This is a genomic window from Actinotignum sanguinis, from assembly GCF_030230305.1.
Taxonomy (GTDB): domain Bacteria; phylum Actinomycetota; class Actinomycetes; order Actinomycetales; family Actinomycetaceae; genus Actinotignum; species Actinotignum sanguinis.
In genome coordinates, this window is the sequence record NZ_JASPCQ010000002.1 from 236832 (window position 1) to 252963 (window position 16132).

A 16132-nucleotide genomic window follows, 5' to 3' on the forward strand; every position below is an offset into this window, starting at 1 on the left:
ACTCGAGTGGTGGTGGGCTAGCGCGCACGGGCCAAGGCGCATATACCAGCCCCGCATATTTTTAGGCATCGGCACCCACCACCCGCACGAGGGGCTGGAAGGCCGCCACGGTGGCCCCGGCCCGCACTTCCACATCCGTCACTTCGCCATCGTGCGGCGAATAAACATAACTTTCCATCTTCATGGATTCGAGCACGACGAGCAGATCGCCTTCGTGCACCTTATCCCCCGGTTCCACAACCACACGCACCACAATTGCCTGGATGGGTGAATTCACCATTCCGCTCGGATCGGTAAGATCCTGGGCCGGCATCGCGGTGCGGGAGACCGCCTGGGAACGGCGCGGCTGCAGGGTGCGGCGGGCCACGTGCGAACCGGTGGCAATGAGCGCGGCCGGGAGGGTCATGCGCATGCGCCGCCCATCCACTTCAATAACGAAGGTGTGGCGCGGTTCCTCATCTTTGACAGGCGCCGGAGTGGTGCTGGCCTGCGCATTTTCGTAACTCGGGAGCACGGTATCTTCCAGCCAGCGGGTAGAGGGAATATGCCCGGCAAAATCCTCCATAGCCAGCACATCGCGGTACATGGCGCAGGGGGTGGCCACCCCGGTGATCTGCAATTCCGCGAGCGCGCGGCGCGAACGAGCAATGGCCTGCTCCCGATCCGGGGCGGTCACCACAAGCTTGGCAAGCATGGGATCGAAATCGGCGGTCACAATATCGCCTTCTTCAATCCCCGATTCGATACGCACCCCGTGCCCGAGGGGCCAACGGATTTTTTCAATGGTTCCGGTAGAGGGCACCATGCCGGTGGCCGGATCCTCACAGGTAATACGGAATTCGAACGAGTGGGCGCGCGGGGCGGGAACCTGGGAGAGTTCCGCGCCGGAGGCGATCAGGATCTGTTCGCGCACCAGGTCCATTCCCGTTACTTCTTCGGAAACGGTGTGTTCGACCTGAAGGCGCGGATTCACTTCCAGGAAATTAACCCGTCCGTCGGGTTCCACCAGGAATTCACAGGTGCCCAAACCAACGTAATCCACCGCTTCGAAAAGCCGGCGCGACCACTCGGTCACAATTGCTTCCGCGTTCCCGGGCAGCAGCGGGGCGGGTGCTTCTTCGATGAGTTTCTGGTTGCGGCGCTGGGCCGAACAATCACGGGTGGAGATCACCGCGAAGTTCCCGTGGGAATCGCGCGCCGACTGCGTTTCAATATGGCGGGCGGTCCGGATAAAACGCTCCACGAAATAGGAATCAAGATCCGCTCCGTGGGCCGCGAAGAAGCGGTCCAGGTCAGCGGCTTCATTATGGATGGTGATACCGCGCCCGCCCCCGCCGTCGGCCTTCTTGGTGACAATCGGGAAACCGAAGCGCGCCACGAACTCGTCCACCCCGGCGCGCCCCTGCACCGGATCGGAAACGCCGGGCACCGGGGCCACGCCCACTGATTCGGCCAGGCGGCGCGCCTGGATTTTATCGCCGAGCCGATGGAGCACCGCGGGGGCCGGGCCGATCCACGTCAGGCCCGCTTCAATAACGGCGGTGGCGAATTCGGGAACTTCGGAAAGGAAACCGTAGCCGGGGTGCACGGCATCCGCGTGGGAACGCTGCGCAATCGCGATGATTTTCTCGATATTCATATAGGTATCGGCATACGCGGTACCTTCGAGCGCATAGGCGCTATCGGCATCCTCAACGAACTGCGCTTCGCGATCCGCGTCGGCATACACCGCCACCGCTTTCATCCCCATATCGTGTGCGGTACGTATAACGCGCTCGGCGATTTCGGAGCGATTGGCAACAAGAATTTTTTTCATCACTACTTTCCTTCCGAGGGCGCTAGCCGACCCACAAGCGAGACTTCTCCGGTAGAAATACGCACGTCACCGGCAGCGGTGGCGACCACGAGGGCGCCGTCGGCCGCAATACGCACCCCGCGCCCGCGCACCGGAGTATCGCGCGGGCGGTTAACGGTGATGCCAGCGCGGAGGGTATCGCAGGAGGCATTGAGTTCGGCCAGGAGTCCGGCGCGTTCCGCCGCGCTACCTTCCCCGCTCCCGCAGGCGGCCATGAGGGCGGCCAAGCGTTCCCCCAGTTCATGCAGGTAGGCGGCGGCTACCTCATCCCGGCTGGGAACCGGGAATCCGGCGGTAGCAAGGGAGGCGGAGGTGGGAGTGGGCAGTTCTTCGGCCCGTAAGCCCAGGTTGATTCCTACCCCGAGGACAATTCCGATATTCCCGGCCGCGTCTGTACTCACGACTTCACCCAGTACGCCGGCGACTTTCGCGGCCCGCGGGCGGGTGACAATATCATTCGGCCAGGAGATCCCCACCCGGGCGCCGAGCTTTTCCAGGGCGGCGCGCGCGGCCAGGGCCCCGGCGAAAGTGACCCAGCTCAGCTCCGCGCGCACCGCTTCCGGTACCGCAAGAAGAACCGAGAAGAGCAGAGAGCCATCTTTCGTGGCGAACCAGGAGCGGCCCATCCGCCCGCGCCCATCACTTTGACTATCAGCAATGAGGCCGCACACCAGCCCGGGCATATGCGCACCCGCGGAACTGAGCCAGAGTTCGGCCAGGTCATCCTGGGTGGATGTGGTGAGGTCGGTATGCAGGAGCGCCGCACCGGGGACCCCTACTTCCCCTAGCGCGCTCGCGGTACGCGGGAAGAGCACGTTTCCTGAATGCACGTGACTCACCTCAGCCTTCTTTCCGGCGGGCCACCCCGCCGCTAACCTACCAATGCGTAACCTTACGTAATCGTAACTTACGGATTCGTAACATACTCGCATCCGCAGGGCGCGCCACCGTTAGTCCTCTCACACCCGCGCCGCACAAAGCCCGCAAATACGCCAAAGCCGGTGTTATCTACCCGCATATTCACATGTTTATACATCGACGCGCATATTTAGTGGCTATACTTGGGGTTGTTCCGAGTAATTTCCACCCGAACACTGAAAAAACATTCACCGTAGGGGAAGAAAATGAAGAAAACATTCGCGCTGCTCGCTGCCGGCCTCCTCACGCTGGGCGCCTGCTCCAATGATGAGGCTGCTTTGACGGATTCCACCGCCGCGGCCGATCCGGGTGAGTCCGGTTTCGCTGTTGATGGCATCGCGGCAGATTCCGCCGTCGTCGCCCTGGTTCCTAGCGATATCACCGCACGCGGGCAATTACGCAACGGCGCGTCCACCGATTACGCTCCCGCGGAATACCGCAAGGCAGACGGGCAGACCCCCACCGGTTACGATATTGATCTCACGCGCGCCATCGCGAAGAAAATGGGACTCAAAGACGGCACCACCACGCACGTGGAATTTGATTCCCTCCTCCCCCAGATCGGAACCAAATTCGATGTGGGCCTCTCAACCTTCACCGTCACCCCCGAACGTGAAGAAGCTTTCAATATGATCACGTACTTCGAGGCGGGTTCCGAATACGGGGTGCCGGCCAAGTCCAGCGATTTCACCCCGGATAACCCCTGCGGTTTCACCATCGGTGTGCAAACGGGTTCCTCGCAGGAAGATGCCCTCAAGGAAGCCACCGCGGCCTGCGAAGCCAAGGGTGCCAAACCGATTAAGATCATGTCCCTGCCGGACGTACCGCAAATCGTCACCCGGGTGGTCTCCGGCCAGTACGACGCTATTTTCGCTGATTCCCCGGTGCTCGGTTACGCCGTGGCCCGCTCGAACGGGCAACTGAAAACCACGGGCGATATTTACGATTCAGCGCCGGTGGCTATCGCGGTGGCCAAGGATAACCCCGAACTTGCCAAGGCGGTGCAGGCCGCCCTGCAATCCCTCATGGATTCGGGTGAACTCAAGGAGATCTTCGCGCATTACGGTATTACCGAAGGCGTGCTGAGCACTGCCGAGATTAACCCCCAGGTGCAGTAATGGAGAAGATTCATCCGCAAGCCCGCGTGAAGCTGAGCAATATTGTGTGGCTCATCGTCATGGCGGTGCTCGGGGCGATGGCGCTCAATGCGCTTATCACCAACGATGCTTTCCACTGGGATGTGGTGGGGCGCTATCTTTTCGACTGGCGTATCCTGCGCGGTATCGTCTACACCCTGGTGCTGACGGTGCTGGCCATGGTTATTGGCATCATCTTGGCTTTGACCATGGCGGTGCTGCGCGAATCAAGTAACGCGGTATTGCGCGCGGCGGCCCGGTTCTATATTTGGTTCTTCCGCGGTACCCCGATTTACACCCAGCTCATGTTCTGGGGCCTGCTACCCTCGCTCTACCAGAAGCTATCCCTGGGCATTCCCTTCGGGCCGGAATTCTTTACCTTCCACACAGACCGGGTCATCACCCCGTTTATCGCGGCGATTATCGGGCTGGGGCTCAACGAAGGTGCCTACCTGGCGGAGATCATCCGCTCCGGTTTGGGTGCAATTGATCCGGGCCAGCGGGAAGCCGCGGTGGCGCTGGGGATGCGTTCGGGTACGATTATGCGGCGTATTATTTTGCCGCAGGCCATGCGCATTATTATTCCGCCCACCGGGAACGAAACAATCTCGATGCTTAAAACGACGTCGCTGGTGCTCGCCGTCCCCTTTACTCTGGACCTCACGTTCGCGGCCCAAGATTTGGGTTCGAAAACGTACCTCCCCTTCCCCTTCCTCGTAGTCGCCGCTATCTGGTACCTGGTTATTACCTCGCTGCTCATGATGGTGCAGCACCGTATCGAACGCCATTTCGCGCGCGGCTTTGACGGGCGTACCGCGACGACGGCCTTCCTCGACGTCACCCCCTAAGGAGCACAATGACTCACGCCATGGTGGACGTGTGCGACGTCTACAAATCTTTCGGTGACCACACCGTTCTCAAAGGTGTCAATCTCACGGTGGAACGCGGTGAGGTGGTGGTGCTGCTCGGCCCTTCCGGTTCGGGTAAATCCACGCTGCTGCGCTGCCTGAATGAGTTGGAAACTATTACCGCCGGGCGGATCTACCTGGACGGGGAGTTGCTGGGTATGACCGAGCAGCCCGCCCCCACCGGGTGGCGCGGGGTGCTGGCCCGCCGCGCTGGCGCACTCACCTCCCAGGGAACCTGGCTGCGCCAGCGCACCGAGGCGGAAGTTGCCGCCCAGCGCGCCAAGGTCGGGATGGTTTTCCAGCGCTTCAATCTTTTCCCCCATATGAGCGCGATGGAAAATATTATGGAGGCACCCGTGCAGGTGGCCCATCGCCCCGAAAAAGAGGCGCGGGCCGAGGCTTTGGAGCTCCTGGAGCGAGTGGGTTTGCGCGATCACGCCAATCATTTCCCGGCGCAGCTTTCGGGCGGGCAGCAGCAGCGGGTGGCCATCGCCCGCGCCCTGGCCATGCACCCCGAACTCATGCTTTTTGATGAGCCTACCTCCGCGCTCGATCCGGAGCTCGTGGGTGAGGTTCTCTCCGTGATGCAGGATTTAGCCCGCGGGGGGATGACCATGGTGGTGGTCACTCACGAAATCGGTTTCGCCCGGGAGGTCGCGGATAAAGTGGTGTTCCTCGACGAGGGCATGATTATCGACGAAGGCACCCCGGCGCAGGTTATTGATAACCCGCGCTCGGAGCGCACCCGCGATTTCTTCACCAAGGTGCTCTAGACAACCGTCCGCAGCCCCGTCTTTCGGTCTATCGGTCCTTCCTTGAGCGAATCCTCAGGATTCACACCAGTATCCCGGGGCACAACAGCACCTGCGGGGGGACTAGGTGTTGTCAGAGCTGTACTTCGTATGTACGACATGTGCAGTACACCTCGGAAAACACATGCCGGGTCCGAACTAACAACACGCTGTCAATAGCAACTATTTTGTCTATTACCTCGCTACGGCAGCTAGATAAATGGTGCCGGCCACTCCCGTTGTGGAGGGGGTGACCGGCACCGTATGCGTCTACCGGGTGCTAGTGCCGTGCGGCACTATTGCCGCGCAGCACTACTTCCGGTGGGCGCGGTAGTACTCAATGAGCTGGCGGGTGGAGGAATCCTGGGCCTCTAGCGCCTGCTCATCCCCGCTAATCGCCGGGGTGAGCTCCTTGGCCATCTGCTTGCCTAGCTCCACGCCCCACTGGTCGAAGGAATCGATACCCCAGACCGCACCTTGCGTGAAGGTAATGTGCTCGTAGAGCGCGATGAGCTGGCCGAGCACCGCCGGGGTGAGAGCCGGGGCCATAATCGAGGCGGTCGGCTTATTCCCGGGGAATTCCCGCGCGGTCACGATTTCTTCCGGGGTACCTTCCGCGCGTACTTCCTCCAGGGTCTTCCCGAAAGCCAAGGCTTTCGTTTGCGCGAAGAAATTGCCGAGGAAGAGCTCATGTTGGTCGGCTTCCCCGTCCACCAGCGCGAAAACAGGATTCGCGAAGGCGATGAAATCAGCCGGAATGAGCTGGGTGCCCTGGTGGATAAGCTGGTAGAAAGCATGCTGGCCGTTGGTGCCCGGCTCACCCCAGAACACTTCCCCTGTTTGGGTGGTCACCGGGCTGCCGTCCCAGCGCACTCGCTTGCCGTTGGATTCCATGGTCAGCTGCTGGAGATAGGCCGGGAAACGGTGGAGGTATTGGGCGTAGGGAAGCACCGCGTGGGTGGCCGCCCCGAAGAAATTGACGTACCAAATATTGAGGAGCCCCATGAGGAGGGGCACGTTTTCCGCGGCCGGCGCGGTGGCGAAATGCTCGTCAATCGTGCGGAACCCGGACAGGAATTCTTCGAAATGTTCCGGTCCGATGGCAATCGCGAGGGAAAGGCCGACGGCGCTATCAACCGAGTAGCGCCCCCCTACCCAATCCCAGAAGCCAAAGGCATTGGCGGGCTCAATTCCGAATTCCGCCACCTTTTCCAGGTTGGTGGAAACTGCCACGAAGTGCTTAGCCACCGCACCGGGATCTTGAATACCACGGGCGGCGAGCTGGGCGAGGAACCAGCTGCGGGCCTGGCGCGCATTGGTGAGGGTTTCCAGGGTGGTGAACGTTTTGGATGCCACGATGAAGAGCACGGTTTCCGGGTCCACTCCCCGCAGGGTCTCCCCCACATCGGTGGGGTCGATATTGGAAATGAAGCGGCATTCCAGCCCGTCCTTGACGTACGGGAGCAATGCTTCGTAGGCCATGACCGGGCCCAGATCCGAACCGCCAATACCGATATTGACCACGGTGGTGATGGCTTTTCCGGTTACCCCGCGCCAGCTGCCCTCGCGTACCTTGGTGGCGAAAGCGTACATCCGCTCGAGGACTTCGCGTACATCAGCGACGACGTTATGCCCGTCTACTTCCACTGTGTCGTCCGCGGTGCGCCGCAGTGCGGTGTGGAGCACCGCCCTATTTTCGGTTACGTTAATGCGCTCTCCGCGCAGCATGGCATCGCGGCGGGCGGCAACGCCGGTTTCTTCAGCGAGCTGGAGCAGCGCATCGCGGACGTCGTCGTCCAGATACGACTTTGACAGATCCACAAAAAGATCGCCGGCGGTGAAACTCAGCCGCTCAGCGCGCTGGGGATCCGCGGCGAAGCGGGCGCGGAAATCAGCGGTGAAGCCCTCGTGAAGGTCATGCAGCCGCGCCCAGGCGCGCGTGGTTGTGGGGTCAATGGGGTGCGACATGGTTATCCTCATCCTCGAAGTAGTCTTTAACTCGTAGTGTAATCAACTTCGCGGCCGCGCGGCGCGCGCTACCACACCGCGCGGGCGCGCCACCGGACTCTAGCACCACACATGAGCCCACCATCTTTGACACAATGTGTTCGGAGGAGGAACCATGTCAGATCACGCAGATCCCGTATCCCTTGCCATTCTTACCTCGGGTGGGGATGCCCCGGGTATGAACCCGGTGGTACGCGCCGTGGTGCGCACCGCTTTACACGTGGGCGCCCGTCCTTTCGCGATTCGCGAGGGGTGGCGCGGAGCTATCGATAATCTTATTGAGCCGCTGGTCTGGAGCGATGTTTCCTCCATTCTGGATAAGGGCGGTACGGTTATCGGCTCGGCCCGTTCCACCGAATTCCGCGAACGCGACGGGATGCGGAAAGTCGCCGCGAATCTGGTGCGCGCCGGAATTGACCGCCTCGTGGTTATCGGTGGGGATGGCTCGCTTACCGGTGCCGATACGCTGCGCGAGCGCTGGACCGGGCTCCTCGAGGAACTGGTTGAAGCGGGAGAAATTGAGGCCGAGCTGGCCGCCCGTCACCCCGAACTGCATATTGCCGGAGTGGTGGGTTCTATCGATAACGATATGGTCGGCACCGATATGACGGTGGGAACTAATTCCGCTCTGTGCCGCATTATTGATGCGATTGACGCTCTTACTTCCACGGCTGCATCCCACCAGCGGGTTTTCGTGGTGGAAGTGATGGGCCGGCGCTGCGGCTACCTGGCTCTTATGGGCGCGATGGCCGGCGGGGCAGATGATGTCATCATCCCCGAGCTTCCCCCGGAAGACGGCTGGGAAGATGCCATGTGCGAAAAGATCCGTGCCGGGCGGGCGGCCGGACGGCGCGATTCCATTATCGTCGTCGCAGAAGGCTGCATGGATCGGCACGGGGAAAAGATCACCGCGCAGCGCATCCAAGCCGCTATTAAAGAGCGCACCGGGGAATCCCCGCGTATTACGGCGCTCGGCCACGTGCAGCGCGGCGGTACGCCTTCCGCTTATGACCGCTGGATGTCCACCCTGCTCGGTTACACCGCTGCCCTGGAAGTCATCCGGGCTGAGCCGGGTGAAGAATCCTGCATTATCGGGATTCGCAATAACCGGCTCCAGCGCCTGCCGCTGGTGGAAACGGTTGCCAATACCAAGAAGGTCATTGATTACCTCGAAGAAGGCGATTATGAGGCGGCGGTGCGCTCGCGCGGCACCAGCTTCTCCCGTATCAAGTCCCTTTTTGAAACACTTTCTTCCCCGCTGGGTGAGGACCGTTACTTCAAGGACGGCTGGCGCCCGCGGGTGGCTATCCTGCACGCCGGCGGGCTTGCCCCGGGAATGAACGCGGCCGCGCGCAGTGCGGTGCGCTTGGGGCTGGATCGCGGCTTTGAAATGCTCGGGGTGGAAGGCGGTTTCCCCGGTCTCATTCGCGGGGATATTCGCCCGCTTGCCTGGGGCGATGTGGATGGCTGGGTCTCGCTAGGCGGGGCGGAACTGGGCACCGCCCGCTCGGTGCTCGGTATTGAGGATTACTTCGGGCTGGCGCGCTCCATCGAAGCCAATGGCCTGGATGCCATTATTATGATCGGCGGCCTGGCCGGCTATGAAACGGCGTGGAATATGGCGAAGGAAGCGGATCGCTACACGGCCTTCCGCCTCCCCCTCATCTGCGTGCCGGCCTCCATTGATAACAATCTGCCCGGCCACGATCTTTCCATCGGGGTGGATACCGCGCTCAATACCAATGTGGAGACCATCGATAAGATTCGCCGTTCCGCTTCGGCCTCCCGGCGCTGCTTCGTGGTGGAAACGATGGGGCGTAAATGCGGCTACCTAGCCCTCATGAGTGCGCTCTCCACCGGGGCCGAACAGGTCTACCTGCATGAAACCGGGGTGGATCTGGCCATGCTCACGAAGGAAAGCGAGCGGATGAACCGGGCCTTTGACGGCTCACGCTCCCTCTACCTGGCCATTCGCAATGAGGATGCCTCCAAGTACTACACCGCGGATCTGTTGCGGCGGGTCTTCCAGCAGGAAGGCCACGGGGCTTTCTCGGTTCGGTCCACGATTATTGGCCACCAGCAGCAGGGCGGTATCCCCACCTCCTATGACCGTACTCTCGCGGTTTCGCTCGCGGCCCTCGCCATTGATGAGGTCACCGCGCAGCTGGAGAAGAAGGAACGAGTGGGGGCGCGTTATATCGGCCAGCACAACGGCCAGCTGGAATCCCATCCGATTATGCGCATGGACGAAGAGATGGATATGAAGAACCGGGTCCCCCTGGATCCGTGGTGGATTTCGGCGCTCCCCGTGCTCTACACGGTGGCGGCCCGCGAGGATACCACCCCGCTGGAGCACCTGGCGATTTACGACGATAACCGCTAGTCTCGCTTGCTTGCAGCGCGGTTCTTGTACTCGCACGCGGTGGGGGCGACGACGCCGCTAGCTGGCAGCGCTCCCACCGGCCGCGGCTGTGCTCCTAATCCTCGGCCTCTGCGGCCCGGTCGCATTTTATTAGCGCGGCGGGTTCATTCTTCGAGAGCTTGGAGGACGGTGGCGCGGTTATGCCGCACTACGGCTCGCACCTGGTTCTCTTCCCAATCCTCGATGCCTTGGTCGAGCGCTTCGCGTGCGCCAGGTGTGCATGCCACGCCGAGCTCGTCAATGACGAAGAGGAGGATTTCTTCCAGACAGGGGCGGAACCAGCGCCGGCCGACCGGGAAATGAATATCAGCAATGTGGGGAGTGCGGGCTTCGTTCTTGATGCGCCGGCGCGACCGGCTGGAATGAGTACCACCCAGAACTAAAGTATGTGTCCATTCATCGCGGTGGGAATGGATCTGGATATGGGCGCAGGGAATACTCGAGCGTGGTGAGCGTATATAATCCCAGCGCACCAGCGGCTCGCTGCTTTTTGCTCCTCGGATGACCGAGAACGTTGATTCGTTGACGCTGAGAGAGCCGGTTTCCGGATTAAGGAAAAGTTCGTAATCGAAGCGGACGATAAGGAAACGAGCAACACGAATATCGCCCGACAATCTTTTTAGCGGGAGATCTCCTTTTGTGATCGTCTGTTTTATCAGTAAAAAGCCCGGGTCAATCAGCTCCCCGATCCGCTGTAGATGTGCCGCAAACTCATCGGCACGCTCATCCAATCGTGCGTTCACCACGGCAATACTCCTCGAAGCGATCCAGACCTATCATCTCGAAATAGGCGTCGGACTCTTTTGGTCCAAGCTGGTAGTTATCGGCGCGCCAGTCGAATTCTTCGCGGGTCATTCTGACCTCACGCAAGATTTCCTCCTTGCGTTCGAGGATTTCTTCCAGCGAGTTGAAAACACGATCCGGAAAATACAACCGGTCCTCGTAAACATCCATGTGTCTCACTCCTTCAATCGCCTCATAGCGGAGTAGTTGTTTGTGCTTATTCGTTATTCTCGCATGGCTCCAAGACGCAGCAAAGAGCTATTTACCCCCTGTGGGAAAGGGTGACGTTTGGTGATTATGTGGATAGCTTCTAGCTGGCCCCGTTACCGCCGGCCACAGCTTTACGTACTTCGTCCAGGAAGATTTCCGCAACCCGGCCCAGGCGCGCCTGTTTATCCCAAGCGAGCACACAGGTCAGGCCTACCAGCCAGTCAAGCGGGATAAACACCAGCCCCGCAGCACTACTCGGTTTACCCGAACTAGCATCAGCACGGCCCGTCAGCGCCATATTCTCCAGCACGATGGCTTCACCCACCCCGGCTTCGACCATGACCCGGGCCCCACGGCTGGTCCCGTAACGCCCCACAATTGTGAGTTGGTTTTCTTTATTAAGCCAGTACCCCAACTCTCGACTGCGTTCCTTCGGCATAATAAGAGACCGCTGGGTAATATCAGCCCGGCAAATCCTCTCACGCCCAACCAGGTCACTATCCGAGCGCACCAGCAACCCCCAACGGTCCTCATCCACTAAAGGCAGGGTTTCCCAGGCCGAGTAATCCCAGGATCCGTCCAGGACCGCGAAAGACGCGGTCCCCTCGGTAAGCATGCGGGTAGCTGCCTCCCGCCCGGAGAGCGTGATCTGGAACGTAATACCCGGGTAACGCGCTCTAACCTGGCTCATCACGGGTGCCAGGCCGTCCAGGGCGCTGCTTTCCCGCCCGGCAATCACGATGGTCCCGTTCGGATTATCCTCCAGGTTGTGAAGTTCGGCCACGGTGGTATCCATAAGGTTGAGGATCTGGTAGCTACGTTCGACCAAGTGGTGGCCAGCCTCGGTAAGTTCCCGCCCGCGCCCAAGCCGGCGAGTAAGCACCTGACCTACTTCTTCTTCCAGGAGCTGGATACGTTTAACAACCGCCGCGGTCGTACACCCAGATTCACGCGCCACCGCATCCATGGTCCCTAAACGTGAATAAAGAATAAGGGTCTCTAATAATTCCAGTCTCACACCGGTACCTCGTTTTATGTCTTGTAATAGTGAGTGGTCTAGATCGTTGACTGATAAGTGGTTAGTAACGCTCGATGCCGCAGTGCCCCCACCGGGCGAGCCGAGCTGCCGCGCGCTTTACGCTGCCACGCCCCACGCCCCGCGCCGCGCGCTTCGTTTTAGCGGAGCATATGCCGGGGCAGCATAAGTCGTTGGGGTTCTTCCCTACGCCTAGCAAACGCAGAGCGGGCAACCAGGAACGCGAACAGCAAAGATATAAGAATCGCGAGCAAGAAGGGGGTCATCCACCACGACCACTGCAACCCGTCTACCGCCGGGACTTCCACCGGATCAGGGAGCATGCGTTCCCCCGTCACAAGCAACCGGTGGGAATTCACCCCGTAGGGAGTACACGTAAGAAGGGTGGCTAGGTCTCGCCCGGGCACGCGTACCAGCAGGGTTGGGTCATGTGGGTCGACGACGTCTATCCGCACCACCCGATACCCGAACACTTGTCCTTGGATTTCGAAAAAGAACTCATCACCGATTCTCATATCGGTGAGCCGGTCAAACATTGACGAGGTCGGCAAACCCGTATGAGCAGTAACCACACTATGCCTGTTTAGGCCGCCTACCGGGATATCAGTACCAAACATATGCCCAGCTCCACGCTGGAGAGTACCCGGAGAAGTCCCGTGATAGATCGGAAGTTTCACCTCGATTTTCGGGATTTTCACTATCCCCATAATCCCGTTGGGTTGATCAAGTACCCGAGCGTATTCCTGGTAGGCCGGCAGGTCCGTGGCTAGGTCATCAAGATAGGGGTCAAGAACTGCCATTCCTTGGTGGCTAGCGTTATAGGCATGAGCACGCTCAATATAAGAGTTACGTAGTTCTTGGGATTGGGTATTTACCTGGCCCTCATAGGCACGGGATACCACTTTGGACTGCCAGTTATTCCACAGAGTCGAAGTCACCGGATAGGCCAGGCACAAAATCCCGATAAGGATCATAGCCAGCGGGGAGACCCGGCGTTTCTTCTCAACTGGATCAGTATAGAAGAGCAGGCTCGCCAACCCGCTCTCTTCACCCACACGCGCAGCCCGACGCCCAGCAACCGAACCCGATACCGGTTTAGATACCGAGCGGGAATTCTCCTTGGGTTCTACGTCGGAGGCTGGGTGCGACGCCGGCTGCGTTGCCGGCCGTGCTGCTGGTGACTTAGGTGTAGGGGTTTCCAGGGCACGCCGCCCACGCATCGGTGTCCTATCTGCTTCACGGCTCATGTCCCTTCACCCCCCTCTTTTTCCCTGGCGTTGGTCGGTCTTTCAGGGATTTGTGGGGCCGGTCGTGGACTGACCGGCCCCACAATCTTCGTTACCTACTCAGGCTGGCAATACCTGCGTAGTCAGTGTTTGTGTTTAGGCATTGCGCTTACGCGAACGCAGGTGCGTGAGCGCACCACCCGCCACTAATCCAGCACCGGCAAGGGCGAAGATACCCACCCCGATAGCACCGGTCTTCGGTAGGTCGAACCACTTCCCCGAATCCTTAGTCGGCACGTTCTTAATACCCGACTTGAAGACCTGACCGGCCTGATCGGTCACGGTCACCGTGGTGATCTCATCCGAGCGAATGAACTTAGCTGGGGCCTCCACCTCAACCACGTAGAAAGCTTCACCCTTCTTTGCCTTGAACTTCGGGGTTAGACCATCAGCGCCGGTCTCCTTGGTACCGAAGCCCTTCGACGCGTTCTGGCAGCTGGTGCGATCCTTCAAAGCCACGCAAGCCTTGGCATCATCCAGGCTCGCGAAGGCCGCGAACTTCGCGGCCGCGAGCGGCTTGCCGTCCGAAGCGTTGGTCTTAGCGATCTGGAAATCGTAGAGCTCAATGGTCGGGAACGGATTCGGCGTCGGGCCAGGACCCGGCTCCGGGCCGGGGCCAGGGGTCGGGCCGGGCTCGGGAACAACCGGACCAGGGGTCGGTTCGCTATCCGAGTGCCCAGGGATGAAACCAAACTTGTTAGAAACCGAATCAAGAGTCAGATCACTCTTGAGGGTGAAACTGAGATCCACCGTCACCACCGGAGCCTCCGAAGCAGTAGCCTTAGCCGCGATAGTGTTGAGGCCGTCCTCGGTGAAGTTCACCTGCAAGCGGGTACGATCCGCTTCTACACCCTCGGTCGGGGTGGTAATCGTGTACTGCGAAGCATCAATCGCAGTGCCGTTAACCTTCACAGACTTCACTGCACTCGCCTCCACGCTCTGGTAGGCGTTGGTAGGAGCGTCATCGAAGATAGCGAAGTCCTTGATATCACTCCCCTTGATGGGGCCCTTCTTATTTAGGGTCGCGGAGATCGTATAGGAGATATCATCACCTGCACCCACGACCTTATCGAAGGCACCAGTCTTACTCACCAGGTTACGGGCATCCGTATTCTTCGGGGTAACCTCAACATCATAGGTGTACTTCTGGTCCGCGCTCGAGGTACCCGTGATTTCCGGGACCGTCATGAAGAACGGCTTAATATCCGAGGTATAACCAGCCGGTACTTCAGATTCCACAATCTTGTAGAGGCCAAGCGGAAGATTTTCGACGACGGCCTTGCCCTCGCCGGTCGTTTTTACCTTGTGGACGGCAGTCGTGCTGAGCTTAGCCTTCGGACTATCGGGATTCGCGTTGAGGTCCTTGATTGCACCCGCCACGGTCTCCCAATCAGACACCTTCTTCATATCACCAAGGGTGACATCCCCGAGGGAATCCACCTTGGTCACTGTGAACTCGTCCCCGTTAACCGGTTTCTTCGTTGCCGCGTCCTGCTTCGTGATCGTAATCGATCCCGTTGTGGGAGCATTCGCAGCCCACGGAGCAACCGGGGCACCGGCCGGAGCCGGGTCACTTGCCGGGGCGGCGTTAGCAACACCGATACCCATTCCCGTCAGTGCCAGCGCACACGCCGCCACCAACGCTCTCAATGACTTCTTACGAGTCATATTATTTTTCCTTCCCATTATCAGCGACATGTCATGCGCTGGCCAACAGGCTTGGCATACGCCACGCCTTTGTTGTTGAACTTGTTTAAAATCTGTGCCCATATCTGGGCCAGTCCCACCCGTTACACCAAGGCAACGAGGATGCCGGCTTATTACACGCCCAACACACCCCGTTTCCGCTGCTTACACAACCCTGGGTCTATGAGGGCATATTCCGGGTGGGGCGTATTGGTTCATGCTCTGGCCCACCCCCTCTTTCTGCGGGTTTGGGTCAGCCACCACCCACCGGTAAGACCCACAATGACAAGCGCACCTAGCCCGGCAGCCCGGTTCATTCCTGCTCCACCTGTTTTTGGTAGTGCAGGCTGCACAACTTCTACCGTGAGCGGCTTGCGTGCCCATCCCAGGCCTTCCACGCCATTAGGGCCACTGGCTTGGCCTGTTGCCGGGTCAATCGTGACGCCGGGTTTCGTGGCATACACCCAACACCGGTAGAGACCTAGCTCCGCCTGGGTGGCATTACCATCCACCTCGCCAACCGTTCGCGCTGCGTTACTTACAAGCTCGATACCGGTAGGTGCTTGACGCACGCGAATCAACTCAACACCCGCGGGTAGTGCGTTGCGGTCCGTTTCACCCTGCCCATCATGCTTCGGGGCACAAACAGTCTGGAGACTGATAAGCCCGGGATCTGTTGTTGATGTGGCTTCAACCAAGAGTGGTTGCAATACCGGCTGGCCCTTGACCACCGTCAGGCTGTCCTTCGAGATAGTGAGGGCAACATTGATGCATTCGCCAAGTTCCCTCTCATTCATATCCCGCTCACGGGTTTCTACTCTCGAGGTCGCTTTACCGGTATCCTCCACCCATTTACGCAAAGACGAGTCCCACTTATAAGGAGTTGTTGTCACGGTCCTGGTTTCCTTGGCCTTACGAGTGTTGCAGTCTTTCGAGCCCTGCTCGGTCGAATCCTGCCAGTCACCTTCCGTGACCTTATCCACCGGCTGCGGGGTGCAAGCCTTATGCTCACCATCATTCATATCCCGCTGACGATTCTCAGTAGTCTTGACCGCCTTACCCGCGTCGAGCACCCACTGACGCTTACCCGAATC

General features: G+C 59.8%; 13 protein-coding genes. 4 read left to right on the top strand and 9 right to left on the bottom strand.

Translation table 11 applies throughout. The annotated features are described in order from the left end of the window. Positions 1 to 61 precede the first annotated feature (61 nt). Positions 62 to 1816 (bottom strand): acetyl/propionyl/methylcrotonyl-CoA carboxylase subunit alpha, encoded by a 1755-nt coding sequence (locus tag QP828_RS02225; protein WP_274755782.1) that lies wholly within the window; start codon positions 1814 to 1816, stop codon positions 62 to 64. Positions 1817 to 1818: 2 nt separating this feature from the next. Next, entirely contained in the window at positions 1819 to 2694 is an 876-nt protein-coding gene (locus QP828_RS02230) for a biotin--[acetyl-CoA-carboxylase] ligase (RefSeq protein ID WP_274755781.1), read from the bottom strand. 285 nt (positions 2695 to 2979) lie between these two features. On the opposite strand from QP828_RS02230, the gene QP828_RS02235 reads away from it, so the two are divergent. Genes QP828_RS02235 through QP828_RS02245 form a run of 3 tightly spaced genes read left to right on the top strand, consistent with a single transcriptional unit; the run spans position 2980 to position 5590 of the window. Beyond that, complete coding sequence (locus QP828_RS02235) at positions 2980 to 3891, top strand: ABC transporter substrate-binding protein (protein ID WP_274733566.1); 912 nt, start codon at positions 2980 to 2982, stop codon at positions 3889 to 3891. Continuing rightward, positions 3891 to 4757: an amino acid ABC transporter permease gene (locus QP828_RS02240; RefSeq protein ID WP_274733567.1), complete on the top strand. Its 867-nt coding sequence runs from the start codon at positions 3891 to 3893 to the stop codon at positions 4755 to 4757. Before QP828_RS02235 ends, QP828_RS02240 begins: the two co-directional genes overlap by 1 nt. An 8-nt stretch (positions 4758 to 4765) precedes the next feature. After that, entirely contained in the window at positions 4766 to 5590 is an 825-nt protein-coding gene (locus tag QP828_RS02245) for an amino acid ABC transporter ATP-binding protein (RefSeq protein WP_126134760.1), read from the top strand. A gap of 330 nt (positions 5591 to 5920) precedes the next feature. Here QP828_RS02245 and pgi read toward each other — a convergent pair whose 3' ends face one another. Further along, positions 5921 to 7576 (bottom strand): glucose-6-phosphate isomerase, encoded by a 1656-nt coding sequence (gene pgi, locus QP828_RS02250; RefSeq protein WP_126134759.1) that lies wholly within the window; start codon positions 7574 to 7576, stop codon positions 5921 to 5923. 154 nt (positions 7577 to 7730) lie between these two features. Here pgi and QP828_RS02255 point away from each other — a divergent pair, with 154 nt between their 5' ends. Beyond that, positions 7731 to 9998 carry a 6-phosphofructokinase gene (locus QP828_RS02255; protein WP_126134758.1) on the top strand — a complete coding sequence of 756 codons (2268 nt, stop codon included), beginning with the start codon at positions 7731 to 7733 and terminating at the stop codon, positions 9996 to 9998. A gap of 143 nt (positions 9999 to 10141) precedes the next feature. Here the strand turns inward: QP828_RS02255 and QP828_RS02260 are convergent, their stop codons facing one another. From QP828_RS02260 to QP828_RS02285, 6 genes are all read right to left on the bottom strand, one after another. After that, entirely contained in the window at positions 10142 to 10651 is a 510-nt protein-coding gene (locus QP828_RS02260) for a hypothetical protein (RefSeq protein WP_274755780.1), read from the bottom strand. A gap of 109 nt (positions 10652 to 10760) precedes the next feature. After that, positions 10761 to 10991, bottom strand: a complete 231-nt coding sequence (locus QP828_RS02265; protein WP_126134756.1) for a hypothetical protein — start codon at positions 10989 to 10991, stop codon at positions 10761 to 10763. 139 nt (positions 10992 to 11130) lie between these two features. Then, on the bottom strand, positions 11131 to 12048 hold the full coding sequence (locus tag QP828_RS02270; protein ID WP_274755779.1) for a LysR family transcriptional regulator: 918 nt from the start codon (positions 12046 to 12048) through the stop codon (positions 11131 to 11133). Between the two features lie 158 nt (positions 12049 to 12206). Further along, complete coding sequence (locus QP828_RS02275; protein ID WP_274755778.1) at positions 12207 to 13121, bottom strand: class C sortase; 915 nt, start codon at positions 13119 to 13121, stop codon at positions 12207 to 12209. A gap of 327 nt (positions 13122 to 13448) precedes the next feature. Then, positions 13449 to 15020, bottom strand: a complete 1572-nt coding sequence (locus QP828_RS02280; RefSeq protein ID WP_274778205.1) for a SpaH/EbpB family LPXTG-anchored major pilin — start codon at positions 15018 to 15020, stop codon at positions 13449 to 13451. 233 nt (positions 15021 to 15253) lie between these two features. Then, positions 15254 to 16132, bottom strand: an 879-nt coding sequence (locus QP828_RS02285; protein ID WP_284891175.1) for an LPXTG cell wall anchor domain-containing protein, incomplete at its 5' end; no start/stop codon positions are given.

What these genes read in the sequence shown, in the direction of transcription:
- QP828_RS02225 (WP_274755782.1), bottom strand. Translation starts at nt 1,816, where the DNA reads ATGAAAAAAATTCTTGTTGCCAATCGCTCCGAAATCGCCGAGCGCGTT.
- QP828_RS02235 (WP_274733566.1), top strand. Translation starts at nt 2,980, where the DNA reads ATGAAGAAAACATTCGCGCTGCTCGCTGCCGGCCTCCTCACGCTGGGC.
- QP828_RS02240 (WP_274733567.1), top strand. Translation starts at nt 3,891, where the DNA reads ATGGAGAAGATTCATCCGCAAGCCCGCGTGAAGCTGAGCAATATTGTG.
- QP828_RS02245 (WP_126134760.1), top strand. Translation starts at nt 4,766, where the DNA reads ATGACTCACGCCATGGTGGACGTGTGCGACGTCTACAAATCTTTCGGT.
- pgi (WP_126134759.1), bottom strand. Translation starts at nt 7,576, where the DNA reads ATGTCGCACCCCATTGACCCCACAACCACGCGCGCCTGGGCGCGGCTG.
- QP828_RS02255 (WP_126134758.1), top strand. Translation starts at nt 7,731, where the DNA reads ATGTCAGATCACGCAGATCCCGTATCCCTTGCCATTCTTACCTCGGGT.
- QP828_RS02265 (WP_126134756.1), bottom strand. Translation starts at nt 10,991, where the DNA reads ATGGATGTTTACGAGGACCGGTTGTATTTTCCGGATCGTGTTTTCAAC.
- QP828_RS02280 (WP_274778205.1), bottom strand. Translation starts at nt 15,020, where the DNA reads ATGACTCGTAAGAAGTCATTGAGAGCGTTGGTGGCGGCGTGTGCGCTG.